12 protein-coding genes are annotated in these 13,349 nt (G+C 42.4%); 11 read left to right on the top strand and 1 reads right to left on the bottom strand.

Annotated features, from left to right (window positions below):
* Nucleotides 1-23: 23 nt before the first annotated feature.
* The 4 genes from J2Z37_RS13150 (at nt 24) to J2Z37_RS13165 (ending at nt 3,957) form a co-directional block, all read left to right on the top strand.
* Entirely contained in the window at nt 24-1,520 is a 1,497-nt protein-coding gene (locus tag J2Z37_RS13150; protein WP_209810722.1) for a tripartite tricarboxylate transporter permease, read from the top strand.
* Nucleotides 1,521-1,666: 146 nt separating this feature from the next.
* Complete coding sequence (locus tag J2Z37_RS13155; protein ID WP_209810723.1) at nt 1,667-2,686, top strand: galactitol-1-phosphate 5-dehydrogenase; 1,020 nt, start codon at nt 1,667-1,669, stop codon at nt 2,684-2,686.
* Between the two features lie 54 nt (nt 2,687-2,740).
* Nucleotides 2,741-3,646: a DMT family transporter gene (locus tag J2Z37_RS13160; protein ID WP_209810724.1), complete on the top strand. Its 906-nt coding sequence runs from the start codon at nt 2,741-2,743 to the stop codon at nt 3,644-3,646.
* 17 nt (nt 3,647-3,663) lie between these two features.
* Nucleotides 3,664-3,957 (top strand): hypothetical protein, encoded by a 294-nt coding sequence (locus J2Z37_RS13165; RefSeq protein WP_209810725.1) that lies wholly within the window; start codon nt 3,664-3,666, stop codon nt 3,955-3,957.
* 490 nt (nt 3,958-4,447) lie between these two features.
* On the opposite strand, the gene hemQ is transcribed toward J2Z37_RS13165, so the two are convergent.
* Nucleotides 4,448-5,191 carry a hydrogen peroxide-dependent heme synthase gene (hemQ, locus tag J2Z37_RS13170; protein ID WP_209810726.1) on the bottom strand — a complete coding sequence of 248 codons (744 nt, stop codon included), beginning with the start codon at nt 5,189-5,191 and terminating at the stop codon, nt 4,448-4,450.
* Nucleotides 5,192-5,419: 228 nt separating this feature from the next.
* Between hemQ and J2Z37_RS13175 the strand changes: the two genes are divergently transcribed.
* The 7 genes from J2Z37_RS13175 to J2Z37_RS13205 all read left to right on the top strand — a co-directional run bounded on the left by J2Z37_RS13175 (nt 5,420) and on the right by J2Z37_RS13205 (nt 13,283).
* A complete protein-coding gene (locus J2Z37_RS13175) occupies nt 5,420-6,751 on the top strand; it encodes a glutamine synthetase family protein (RefSeq protein ID WP_209810784.1) in 1,332 nt (443 codons plus the stop codon).
* 151 nt (nt 6,752-6,902) lie between these two features.
* Nucleotides 6,903-8,186 (top strand): molybdopterin molybdotransferase MoeA, encoded by a 1,284-nt coding sequence (locus J2Z37_RS13180; RefSeq protein WP_209810727.1) that lies wholly within the window; start codon nt 6,903-6,905, stop codon nt 8,184-8,186.
* A gap of 34 nt (nt 8,187-8,220) precedes the next feature.
* Nucleotides 8,221-9,729: a nitrate/nitrite transporter gene (locus J2Z37_RS13185; RefSeq protein WP_209810728.1), complete on the top strand. Its 1,509-nt coding sequence runs from the start codon at nt 8,221-8,223 to the stop codon at nt 9,727-9,729.
* 134 nt (nt 9,730-9,863) lie between these two features.
* Nucleotides 9,864-10,565 (top strand): sensor histidine kinase, encoded by a 702-nt coding sequence (locus J2Z37_RS13190; protein ID WP_209810729.1) that lies wholly within the window; start codon nt 9,864-9,866, stop codon nt 10,563-10,565.
* The gene (locus tag J2Z37_RS13195) at nt 10,540-11,196 is read left to right on the top strand and encodes a response regulator (RefSeq protein WP_245203786.1); all 657 of its coding nucleotides are present in this window, start codon (nt 10,540-10,542) and stop codon (nt 11,194-11,196) included. The genes J2Z37_RS13190 and J2Z37_RS13195 overlap by 26 nt, the downstream gene beginning before the upstream one ends.
* 27 nt (nt 11,197-11,223) lie before the next feature.
* Nucleotides 11,224-11,673, top strand: a complete 450-nt coding sequence (locus J2Z37_RS13200) for a GAF domain-containing protein (RefSeq protein WP_245203787.1) — start codon at nt 11,224-11,226, stop codon at nt 11,671-11,673.
* Nucleotides 11,674-11,801: 128 nt separating this feature from the next.
* Entirely contained in the window at nt 11,802-13,283 is a 1,482-nt protein-coding gene (locus J2Z37_RS13205; protein ID WP_425340320.1) for a PAS domain-containing sensor histidine kinase, read from the top strand.
* Nucleotides 13,284-13,349: the final 66 nt, after the last annotated feature.

The raw sequence follows: 13,349 nt of genomic DNA on the forward strand, positions 1-13,349 counted from the left end.
TTATACAGAAAGGAGGAGACCCCTTGTTATTACAAGCCTTTTTTGACGTTTTCCAATTCAATGTAATAGGTATTTTGATCCTTGGAGTTATTTCCGGAATTGCCATTGGATCATTGCCGGGATTAACTGCTACAATGGGGGTTGCCCTGCTTCTACCTTTAACCTTTGGAATGTCAGCAGTTACTGGTGTTCTTCTACTTATTGGTATTTATTTTGGCGCGATTTATGGTGGTTCAATCAGTGCCATCTTAATTAATACCCCTGGAACGCCATCTGCGGCAGCCACAACGATGGATGGTTATCCTTTGGCCCAACAGGGACATGCCAAAAAAGCATTGATGGTTTCTACAATCTCTTCCGGGGTTGGCGGGACAATCAGCGTCTTTTTCCTAATCTTTTTTGCTCCAATTCTAGCAGATTGGGCACTTGAGTTTAGTGCTGCGGAATCATTTGCTTTAGCAATCTTTGGTTTATCGATTATAACCAGTATTGCTGGGGAATCCATGGTAAAGGGGTTAATTACAGGGGTTGCAGGATTACTGATAGCAACAATGGGATTAGACCCAGTAAGTGGCTTTCCACGATTCACCTTTGGTGAAGTGAACTTGATGAACGGCCTTAATTTCATCCCAGTTATGATTGGTCTATTTGCAGCAAGTGAAGCGTTTAAATCAATGGAATCGATTAATTTTCAAGACAAAGTGAAAGTCACTTTAAACAAAGCGGGACTAAAATGGCCTGAATTTAAAAGAATCATACCAACCATTCTCCGTTCTACTGGACTTGGAACCTTTATTGGAATGATACCTGCAGCGGGCGGAGATGTTGCATCCTTCGTATCCTATAATGAAGCAAAGCGCTTTTCCAAGAAGCCTGAGGAATTTGGTAAAGGTGCATTAGAGGGTATTTCAGCACCGGAGGCAGCCAATAACGCGACAACAGGTGGGGCGATGATTCCGTTACTGACTCTTGGGATTCCGGGAGATGCCGTTACAGCAGTATTATTAGGTGCGTTTTTGGTTCAGGGTCTACAGCCTGGTCCATTGCTTTTCCAAAATCACGGTGAAGTTGTATACGCTTTATTTATTGGGATGATTCTTGCAAACCTACTGATTATTATTTGCGGTCTGTCTGGAATTCGCCTGTTCGTGAAGGTTCTGGATGTTCCTAAGAAATACTTGACACCTACCATTCTTGTGCTCTGTGTGATTGGGTCTTATGCGTTGAACAATAACTTCTTTGATGTATGGGTGATGATGATTTCCGGGATTGTTGGTTATTTCATGCAGCGTTATGGATTCCCGGCATCTCCGGTGATCTTGGCTCTCATTCTTGGACCAATGGCAGAAAGTAACCTTCGACGCGCATTGGTAATGTCGGAAGGAAGCTATAGCATCTTCTTTACCCGTCCAATTGCTTGCACACTGATTATTTTGGCGATTTTAACCTTGTTTACGCCTTTATTCCGCTATTTGTGGAATAACCACAAGAAGAGAAAAGCAAATTCAGAAGCAATTTAATATCCATATCTTTGTGAAATGTGATATTTTAGAAGAGAAAGGTTCAATGGTTTAATCTAGATTAGATTAAACCATTGCCCTTTTTCCATGGCAGTAGTTTAACATGATATAACTCAAAAATATAATAATGTGAGGAGTAATGGAAGATGAGAAGCCTGGTATGGACAAAAGCAGAATGGATGGAAATGCAGGAGACAGATGTTCCAAAAATTGCAGCTGACGAAGTTCTAGTTAAGGTGGATGTTATTGGTATTTGTGGTTCTGAAATTGAAGGATACCTCGGACATAACAGTTTGCGAGTACCACCGTTAATTATGGGACATGAATTTAGCGGAACTGTTGTTGAAGTTGGGTCAAATGCGCAAAGAGTTTCCGTTGGAAAACGTGTAGTTGTTAATCCATTAATCTCCTGTGGGCATTGTGCCTCTTGCCGCAAAGGATTAGTTCAACTTTGTAAGGAACGGAGCATTGTTGGGATCCATCGGCCCGGAGCATTTGCTGAATATGTCAATGTTCCCGCTTCCGCCGTTCACGAAATTCCAGATTCGCTTAGTTCTTTCCGGGCTGCACTAACCGAGCCGCTTGCATGTTCCTTACGGGCAGCGAGAAGAGCGATGGAAAACCATCCTTTTGCTAATGTCGTGGTATTCGGGGCAGGAACCATCGGACTTTTGAGTTTTCTCGTAGCACAGATTCTTGGTGCGTCGAAAACAGTGGTTGTCGATACGAATGATGCTAGATTGAAGACACCAGAACGTTTAGGTGCGTCCTTTACAATCAATCCAAAGACTCCGAACTTTGTACAGAAAATTAAGGATGCTGTCGGACCTAATGGAGTTGATGTGATTATTGATGCTGCTGGTTTTCAACCGACCCGTTCAGCAGCGGTTGAGCTTGTTAATTCAGGTGGTACCATCATGAATATTGGTTTGGGAATTGATCAAACTCAATTGCCGATCAATGTTTGCATCCGTCAAGAGATTAGTGTTTTAGGATCCTTCTCCTATACTCACCAAGATTTCCATGAGGCGTTGGAGTTACTTAAAAGTGGACGAATCGATGAAACGGAATGGTCGGAAATTCGCTCCTTGCCAGAAGGAAATCAGGCTTTTCAGGACCTTGTTAAAGGTCGTGTAGAAAACGCGAAGATTTTTCTTACCGTATAGAAGAAAACTTGAACGTTCCCTTCATGGGAACGTTCTCTATTTGGGGGCATCATGATGAACTGGCTTATATTTATTCTTTGCTTTATTTGGGGTTCCAATTGGGTAGCAATGAAAGCAGCAGTGGACTATTTTCCACCTGTCATGTTTTCGGCTATCCGTTTTCTTTTAGGAGCTGTTGTGTTGTTTCTCATCTTGTTTTACAAGAAGACCCCTTTCCCAAATCGCTATAAGTTGAAATGGTATGCTGTCTGTGGGTTTTTACAGACTGCATTTATGTATGCGATTTCGCAATCTTCCGTGCTTTATATTAATGCAGGAATAGCTTGTGTTTTGGGATTTACGATGCCATTTTGGTTGTCGATCATGGCACATTTTTTCTTGCCAGGTGAGCGGCTGACACCAGTGAAAATGGCGGGATTGATGATTGGAATTATTGGTCTAATTTTTGTAATGAATATTAATCCGTTTCAGATGGAATTCGATGGCTTAACCCTTTTTGTTGAGCTTCTTGTCGTTTTAAGTTCACTTGCCTGGGCGATTGCCAATCTAATTATAAAAACCAAACTGCAGAATTGCGATATGGTTGAATTCACAGCATATCAGATGGGATTTGGCGGGATGATGTTGTTCGTCTTTGCCTTATTTTATGAGGCCGGCCAACCCATAGAGTGGACTTCCCAAGCCGTGTTCGCATTAATTTATGCGGGGGTTTTAGCCTCCTCCTTGGCTTATGTTTTATGGTTCTATATTCTTTCTCGAGTGGAGGCAAGCAAAAGTTCTGTCAGTCTTTTATTAGTACCAGTGATCGGAGCCTTGTCTGTATGGATTGTATTAGGTGAACAGTTGGAATGGGGCGCCTGGTTTGGTATTCTATTAGTGGTATTAGGAATTGGCTTTGTAAATAGGAAAGAAAAGACTGTGGAGCTAAAAACATATCGGCACAGCGATATAGCTTCTTAAGAGGGGAGTTGAAACTATTGAAATATCATCTTTTACTTAGTCCTTTTCAGGTGGAGATATTGCTTGAAACGGTAGAAGCCTTTGTCGATAATCAAAAGCTTTTACATATCCCTAATAAAGAGGGAGATATCGTAGCCCTACCGTTGACAAAGGATGCACTGTTATTTATAAAAGACCAAATGAATGATGAGAGAACAGAGATAGAGATTGATGTGGCTGAGGATTCAGGAAACCTAGCGACAGTTTCGATACAGATTACAGGGGTTTCTGAATCTTATCAGGTAGATCTCAATGACTTTGATGTGAGTTAAAGGCTTGATTTGTGACAGGGAATCTCAGTTTTTCCTTGAGCCTGTCAGAAAAAGGAATGATTCGAGACAGGGAACTGTGATTTCACCGTGAGCCTGTCAGAAAAGGTCCTGATTTGAGACAGGGAACCGTGATTTCACCGTGAGCCTGTCAGAAAAGGGCCTGATTCGTGACAGGGAATCTTGGTTTTTCCCTGAGCCTGTCAGAAAAAAGCATGATTTGAGACAGGGAACCGCGATTTCGCCGTGAGCCTGTCAGAAAAAGGCCTGATTTGTGACAAGGAACTGCGTTTTTGCCGTGAGCCTGTCAGAAAAGGGCTTGATTTGTGACAAGGAACTGCGATTTCACCGTAAGGCTCGGAATTTGACAGGGGGACCTCGATTTCGCCCCGAAGCTGTCACAAACCAGGCCTAGATATTGAGAGGAATCAGCTCTTTCCCCCTGAACTCCCGCAAAATAAAAAATCCTCCCTTCACCAAGGGAGGCCGTTCATTATATTGCAAATAACTGCTTCAATTGATCCTCTTCTAAACGATTCCCCACAAAGAAGGAACCAAAGTCTCCATAGCGGGCACTTACTTCATCAAAACGCATTTCATAAACCAGTTTTTTATAGGTAACGGGATCATCTGCAAAAAGAGTAACTCCCCATTCCCAATCATCGAGGCCAACAGATCCAGAGATAATTTGGATAACTTGTCCAGCATACTTTCTTCCGATCATTCCGTGGCTTCTCATCATGCTTGAACGCTCTTCCATTGGAAGCATGTACCAGTTATCATTGCCTGATCTCCGCTTATTCATTGGATAGAAGCATATATGCTTAGTCTTTGGAAGGACAGGCTTTAGACGTCCCTGAATATATGGATCGGTGTCTGGATTTACATCGGAATGGACATAAGTACTTAATTCTACAACAGATACATAGGAGTAGCTTGGTACTGTAAATTCTGCAAAACGTGTTTTATTAAAGCTGGTTTCAACATCTTGCAATTCCTCAAGGGTTGGTCGAAGATGCATGAAAACCAGATCGGCTTTATGCCCGACAACGGAGAAGACGCCAAAACTGCCTTCTTTCTTTTCTTCGACAGTTTTCCACTCCGAATACAAGGAAAACAATTCTTCTTGAATTTGCCCTCTTTCATCTGCGGAGAGCGATTTCCAGGCTGCCCAATCAATCGTTCTAAAATCATGAAGGACGTACCATCCTTCTAATGTCTGTACAGATTGACTCATCTTATTCACACTCCTTATCATTTGTCACCGAGGATAGTATACCATAATCATGCAGCTTTTCTAAAACTTTATCTTCCTTTAACGGACTATCGGCAAAAAAATTGGTTTAATGTACGGAAAAAAGGATTGCAAGAATGGATCTTGTCCCCTATAATTAACCGGGTGAGAATCAATGTTAGATAAGCTGACACCGATCGGGAGGTTGCAGAAGTGGTATTAGCAGCAGGAATGGATAGCAAATTACAAGAAATTCAGAAAATGATTGAGAAGATGCATGTTGAACTTCTACACCTTCAGTTCGTTGATCTTGAAGGCACCTTGAAGCAGTTGACAATTACTGTTGAACAGCTGGAGGATGCAGTAGATGGCAAAATTATGTTTGATGGATCATCGATTATCGGGTTTGCACCGATAAACAAATCAGATTTATACTTACAGCCAGATCTTTCCACCTTTTCTATAATCCCTTGGACTGTGGAGAATGGCTATGCAGAAGCAAGATTTCTATGCAGTGTCTTCAATCCAGATGGAACCCCTTATGAAGGAGATACCCGAAACGTCTTAAAGAGGACGGTCGATCATGCGGCAAAAATGGGATATCAAGTCTATTTGGGTCCTGAATTGGAATTTTTTCTTTTTCAAGTTGATGATAAGGGGAAACCAACAATTAATACGGTCGATCAAGCTTCTTACTTTGAACCGGCTCCATATGACCTAGGAGAACGAGTTCGCTTGGAAATTTACCGCACGTTGAAAGCGATGGGTTATACGATTGAAGCCTCTCATCATGAGGTTGCACCTGGGCAACATGAAATTAGCTATAAATACGCGGATGCGCTTGGGGCTGCAGACCGTGCGACAACCTTTAAATGGGTGGTTAGAACAATTGCGAGGAAGTTCGGACTGCACGCGACTTTTATGCCAAAACCCCTTTATGGACAATCTGGTTCAGGGATGCACGTGAATGTTTCCTTATTTCAAAATGAACAAAATGTCTTTTATGATGAATATAGAAAACTTCAGCTTTCAAAAGTAGCCTACCAATTTATTGCCGGGTTATTGGAAAATGTGAAAACTCTTACGGCAGTTACCAATCCGTTGGTAAATTCTTATAAACGGCTTGTTCCGGGCTTTGAGGCACCTTGTTATATTGCTTGGTCGGCTTCTAATCGATCGGCCTTAATCAGGATCCCTGCCAAGAGGGGAGCAGCCACACGCGTTGAGCTTCGTTGTCCAGACCCTTCTGCCAATCCTTATTTAGCTTATGCAATCATTGTTTCGGCTGGATTGGATGGGGTAGAACGAGAGCTCACAGCAGTGGATGCTGTTGATGAAGACATTTTCCATATGTCCCCAGCGGAAAGAAAGAGGAGAGGGATTGCTAGTCTTCCTGCAAGCCTTGAGGCTGCATTAGCTCTTTTCGAAGAAGGACATATAGGACTTGAAACGTTTGGTGAGCATGTCTACAATGAATATGTTGCACTAAAAAGGGATGAATGGGATCGATACCGTACAGCTGTTCATCCATGGGAAATAGAAGCATACCAACAAAAATTCTAATCATGAGACTGTCATGGGAGACCGTGGCAGTCTTTTTCATTTTCCCTATTCAGGACTTTTTAACCTGAAGAATCAGGGGAATTCCCGATGTAAGGATTACTTGACTCTTGTTAGAATATGTTTAAGAAAAGCTTTTATTGAGGGGGACGTTATGAAACGGATAAGAAAGGCTTTGCCGGTCGATGAAGCAATCCGGAAAGTCGTTGAAGCTTGCCCGCCTGGAAAGGTGGAAGAAATAGATCTCTTCGACTGTTACCATCGTGTATTGGCCGAAGATATATTGGCTAGCCACTCTGTTCCTTTTTTTAACAGATCAGCCATGGATGGTTTTGCTATCTCTTCGTCAGATAGCATTGGAGCCACAAGGGAAAAACCGAAGGCCTTGAAAGTGGTTGATCGTCTCGCTGCTGGTGATGTGGCGAGAGTCCCTGTAACCCCCGGTCATGCCATTCGCATTATGACTGGGGCAGCGATGCCTGAGGGAGCAAATGCTGTAGTCATGCTTGAAAAGGTAACGGAAAAAGAAACATTCGCAGAAAAGTGGATTGAATTTTATGAAGAAATTGAGCCTGGAAAGCACGTATCACAAATAGGGGAAGATCTTACTAAAGGAGAATTGGTGGTCGCAAAGGGAACAAGGATTTCAGAAGGGGATTTGGCCTTACTGGCAACCTTTGGATCCCGTCGAGTGGCTGTACAAAAGCAGCCGGTCATTGGAATATATGCCACCGGAGCGGAACTGCTTCAAGTCGAGGAAGCATTACAACCAGGGAAAATTCGCAACTCAAACAGTGTTATGATCATGGGCCAGGTTCGAAAATACGGTGGGGTTCCAAAGCTGTTAGGGATCATTCCTGATCGAAAAGAGGAAGCAGTGAAAGCGATCGGGAGTGCTCTTTCAGAGGTTGATATGATCGTCACCACTGGGGGCGTCTCTGTCGGGGACTATGATCTGATGTTAGACGTCTATGAAGAATTGGGAGCGGATTTCATTTTTGATCGGGTGGCAATGAGACCAGGGAAACCAACGACAGTTGCAGCAGTTCATGGAAAACTAATCTTTGGATTGTCTGGTAATCCTGCAGCTTGCTTTGTCGGCTTCGAGCTTTTTGCTAAGCCCGCCTTGTTAAGCTATCAAGGGTTTGATGCAAGTGGACTGGATGGTTTTGAGGCCACTATTGCGGAGGATTTCTCCAGTCAGAGCCCCTTTTTGACCTTTATCCGCGCTATTGCTTACATTGAACATGGGATCGTGAAAGTAATGCCAATGCATAAAAACAGAGCCTCTATGTTATCTAGCCTTGGGCAATCTAATTGCTTTATCCTTGTTCAGCCTGGTTCGGTTACAGTGCAAGAAAATGAAAAAGTGCAGATTTTGTTGTTTGCTCCTTTTGCCGGACGAGAGGAATCAAGATTTTCTATACATTGGATTTAAATAAAACATATTTTTTCGAAAAAGAGGTGTACTTATGAATCAGCAAAAACTTCAACTGCCTTTACAAACGATGAGTTTAGTTGTTGGCTTTATGGTATGGGTCATTCTATCTTCACTTATGCCATTTATTAAAGATGACATTCCCTTAAGTGCTGACCAAATTGCTTGGGTAGCAGCTGTTCCAGTAATTTTAGGTTCGATAGCACGCGTTCCGCTTGGCTATTTAACCAACCGTTTCGGGGCCAGAATAATCTTTTTTATTTGTTTTCTACTGTTGCTGTTTCCTGTTTATTTTATTAGCATTGCTACCAGCTTTACTGATTTGTTGATCGGGGGACTTTTCCTCGGGCTTGGCGGAGCGATTTTCTCCGTTGGGGTAACTTCTCTGCCTAAATACTACGAAAAAAAGCGTCATGGATTCGTCAACGGGGTTTATGGTGCTGGTAATATCGGAACGGCTATTACAGCCTTTTCCGCCCCTGTTGTGGCAAATGCTTTTGGGTGGGCCGTGACCGTTCAGTTCTATCTCGTTGTTCTTGTGGCGTTCGCTCTCTTGAACTTTGCTTTTGGCGATCGAAAGGAACAAAAAGTCACAACACCTTTGATGGAACAAATTAAAAGTGTCTATCGCAATGAAAAATTATGGGTGCTTAGCCTGTTTTATTTTATTACCTTTGGCTCTTTTGTAGCCTTCACAATCTATTTGCCGAACTTTTTGGTTTCCCATTTTGAACTGGAAAAAGTCGATGCGGGCATTCGGACGGCTGGTTTTATCGCTCTAGCCACGATTATGCGCCCATTGGGGGGCTGGATGGCTGACAAATGGAATACATTCAAGATTCTCATGTTCGTTTTCTTAGGATTTACGATTGCCGCTATTCTATTGGCTTTTTCTCCAAAGATGGGACTATATACAGCGGGTTGTTTAACCATTGCCGTATGCGCGGGAATTGGGAATGGGGCCATCTTTAAATTGGTTCCTATGTATTTCAGCAAGCAGGCCGGGATTGTAAACGGGATTGTTTCTGCTATGGGGGGATTAGGAGGATTCTTCCCGCCATTAATTCTTACTACCTTATACAGCATGACTGGACATTATGCCATCGGATTCATGGCCTTGTCACAAATTGCTTTGGTAAGTTTCGTCATTGTTGTTTGGATGTTCTATCAGGAACGTATTCAAATTTCCAATAAAATTGTGGAAGCAAGTGTGGAAGCAGTCTTAATCACAGATGCCAAAGGGAAAATTACTTTGGTCAACGATTCCTTTACTGCCATCACAGGTTATCAGCCTGGAGAAGTCATTGGGCAAATGCCAAGTATCCTGCAATCCGGTGTTCATGATGCAGGATTTTATCGAGAAATGTGGGACACCATAGCAAAAAAGGGATATTGGCAGGGTGAAATATGGAATAAGCGTAAGGATGGGGAGATGTTCCTCGAATCGCTGACCATTAGTGCAATTAAAAACGACAGTGGAGAAATTAAATACTATACAGGAATGTTTAGCGATATTACAAAAACAAAAAAAGTAGCTAATTAAACGTGTTGGCCGTAGAGTACCCGCAAAAAAATCAGGGAAAACCCTAATAGGATGTGGGTACTCATCTTGTTATAATACAAAAAGGGGAGAAGGTGTAACCCTTTACTTATAAGTCGAAATTTGAGGAGGCAGTTATGGGACACCTTGCCACCCAGAGAAAAATAACTTCGTACATCATTCAATCCCAAGAAGAAGAAATTAAGAGGCTATCTACAGAGCTACATGAAGGGATTGCGCAAACCCTGTACAGCTTGTTAACGGGGCTTGAGATCATCCAGAACGGGCTTGAATCCCATGATATGAAACAGTATGTCGAACAACTAAAGCAGCTTTCCAAACGAACGATTGAAGAAGTACGCTGGATCTCAACTGAGCTGCACCCAGCTGTGTTGGATACACATGGAATATTGCCTGCCCTTCAATCTTACAATACAATATATACATCGACCTTTGGAATTGAAGTGGATTTAGAGGTAAGTGGGGAACCAATAAGACTTCTTCCTTCCGTTGAAATTTTGCTTTACAGAATTTGTCAGGAAATCCTCTCGAATGCTGCCAAATATGCAGATACCAATCGGGTGCGGATCACCTTCCACTGGTCGAAGAAAGAGCTAAAGGTTCATATTGAAGACTTTGGAGTCGGTTTCTGTGCGGATAATTATCCTGACCAAGAGCTTGCTTTAGGTATTGCAGCGATGCGTGAGAAAGTGGCTTTGGCAGGGGGGGAATTTGAAATTTCATCTGCGCTTGGAAAGGGAACTACCGTAACTCTTCATTTCCCGCTAGAACCTTATGTGAAAGGAGATACCGATGATTCGTTTGCTAATTGTGGATGATCACGCCGTCGTCCGTTCGGGTCTTTCCATGCTTTTAGGCGCTAAGCCTAATATCAAGGTGGTAGGAGAGGCTTCAGAAGGGAATGAAGCGATTGAAAAAGCTGAAGAGCTCGAACCAAACGTGATCTTAATGGATCTAAGTATGCCACATGGGAAAGATGGATTGACGGCAACAACGGAAATTAAAAAAATGTTTCCGAAGATTGCGATCTTGATATTGACTATGCATGATGATGAAGAATATTTGTTTCGCGTAATCCAGGCAGGCGCGTCTGGTTATATATTGAAAAGCGCGCCACATGATGAGTTGGTTTCTGCTATTGAATCGGTTTCCACTGGGCAAGCTTATCTGTATCCATCGGCAACCAAAAAGCTGATGACGGAATACCTAGAAAAGCTGAAACAAGGGGATAACAACGACATTTACGAGCACCTTTCCGACCGGGAAAAAGAGGTTTTGGCCCTCATTGTAAAAGGATACTCGAATAAAGAAATTGCAGAACAATTAGTGATCAGCGTAAAAACGGTTGAAACACACAAAAGTAATCTCATGGAGAAGTTGAAATTGAAAACCAGACCTGAACTCGTCAAATATGCCGTGAAAAAAGGTTTGCTCAATTACGAGCTGTAACTAATTTGATAGAATGAAGTGATGCACATGAATAAAACCGATCAAATTTTAGTTCTATGCACCGAAATAGCCCATGAGATTTCTTGTGATTTTGTCGGCCTTGCGATCTATAACCCACAAGGAAAAGAACTTCGTTGGATGTACGCCGTAGGTAATCGCAATGATAAATATCGCCGCATTGTCGTCCGTTATGGAAAAGGAATTGCTGGACAGGTCATTCGAAGTGGACGCCCGATGACTATTTCACAATTTCCTCAGAATATCATTGGCAAAGCGACGGATTACCCGATTATGCTTGCTGAACAGCTTATTTCTGCATTGGCTCAACCCATTCATCGTGGGGGAATTCCCTGGGGTGTTTTGTTAATAGGGAATCGATTAGAGTCGGCCTTTACAAAGGAACAACAGGATAAAATAAAAAAAGCTGTCAATAGTATTGAAAACATGATAAAAGATCCTATGTTTACCTTAGGATAAATCAGACCCCTTCCTGTTCATTCAGAATGAAGGGTTTTTCTGTGTATTGGCAGGTTTTTTAACACTATTTTTCATGTGTTAATGATATAATTAATATTCCACACCTATATAGATATGAGGTGAAGTGAATGTCAAATCAATACGAAGGCTTCGGACAGGATATCGATGTGCTTCTTAGCTATATTAATGACCATAATTTCTCCGATCAAGTAATGGAGAATGTAAGGGAATCTTTAAAAGAACTAACGGATCTGAAGTATGCCTTGGATGTGTCGACAATTGTTGCGATTACGGATGCCAGGGGGAAAATTAAGTACGTTAACGATAAATTCTGCGAAATTTCCCAATATACAAGAGAAGAGCTTTTGGGACGAGACCACCGAATCATTAATTCCGGGTACCATTCCAAGGAATTTATGCGCAAACTTTGGGAGACAATATTGTGCGGTCAGGTATGGAAAGGCGATATAAAAAATAGGGCAAAGGATGGAACCTATTATTGGGTAAAAACTACGATCGTTCCCTTTTTGAACCAGCAGGGAAAGCCTTATCAATTTCTAGCGATCCGCACGGAAATTACGGAGGCTAAACGAAATGAAGAAGAACTGAAAAAATCCCTTGAGGAATTAGTGGACCTTAAATTTGCCCTAGATGAATCCTCGATCGTCGCGATTACGGATGCCAAAGGGAAAATTAAATATGTTAATGATAAATTCTGCGAGGTATCAAAGTATACACGTGAAGAGTTGCTCGGACAAGACCATCAGATTATTAATTCCGGGTACCATTCCAAAGATTTTTTCCGTGCCCTGTGGCAGACGATTAGGGAGGGGCATGTTTGGAAGGGAGAAATCAAAAACCGCGCGAAAGACGGGACCTATTATTGGGTGGACACCACCATTGTTCCATTTCTTGATGTGGAAGGTGTACCTTATCAGTACCTAGCTATTCGTTCAGAAATTACCGAGAGAAAAAGGGTAGAGGAAGAACTGCAAAGGATGACTGCGGAGTTGATGCGAGTCCAGGAAGAGGAAAGAAAAAGGGTTTCGCGGGACCTCCATGATGGAATTGGGCAAAGTATGTACACCCTGCTCATCACTATTGATCGCTTGGCTCAGGAAGTTGCCGGTGACCATCCAATTCTCCAAGATATACGTACCCAAGCAGAAAATATCGTCAATGATATTCGTAGTATTTCCTGGGAGCTTCGTCCTTCGGTCTTGGATGATCTGGGCTTGGTTCCTGCACTCCGTTCCTATATTCAGCGTTTTATCGAATTCCATGGGATTAACGTACATTTAGAATGTACGTTAAAAAAACGGCTTTCAATCCAGATTGAAACTGCGATTTACCGAATTATCCAGGAGGCTTTAAACAACATCCGCAAGTATGCAGGTGTAAAGGAAGCCTACGTTTACGTGCTGGATTGTGAAAAGTACCTCGAAGTGCGAATTGAAGATCAAGGGGAAGGGTTCTCTCCTGAAACCAGCGTAAAGGGAGTAGGACTGTTTAGTATGCAGGAAAGAGCCAAAGCTGTTGAAGGGCAAATGGACATTACCTCACAGCCAGAGAAAGGCACGAAAATACGTCTGCAGATCCCGATGGGATAAAGGTATACCAATTAAATGGTATGCTTTTTTTTTGCGTTATTTCCAACATTGCTAGGGTGATTAAGA

Origin of the sequence: Ammoniphilus resinae (genome assembly GCF_017873965.1) — a bacterium.
Taxonomy (GTDB): Bacteria; Bacillota; Bacilli; order Aneurinibacillales; family RAOX-1; genus Ammoniphilus_A; species Ammoniphilus_A resinae.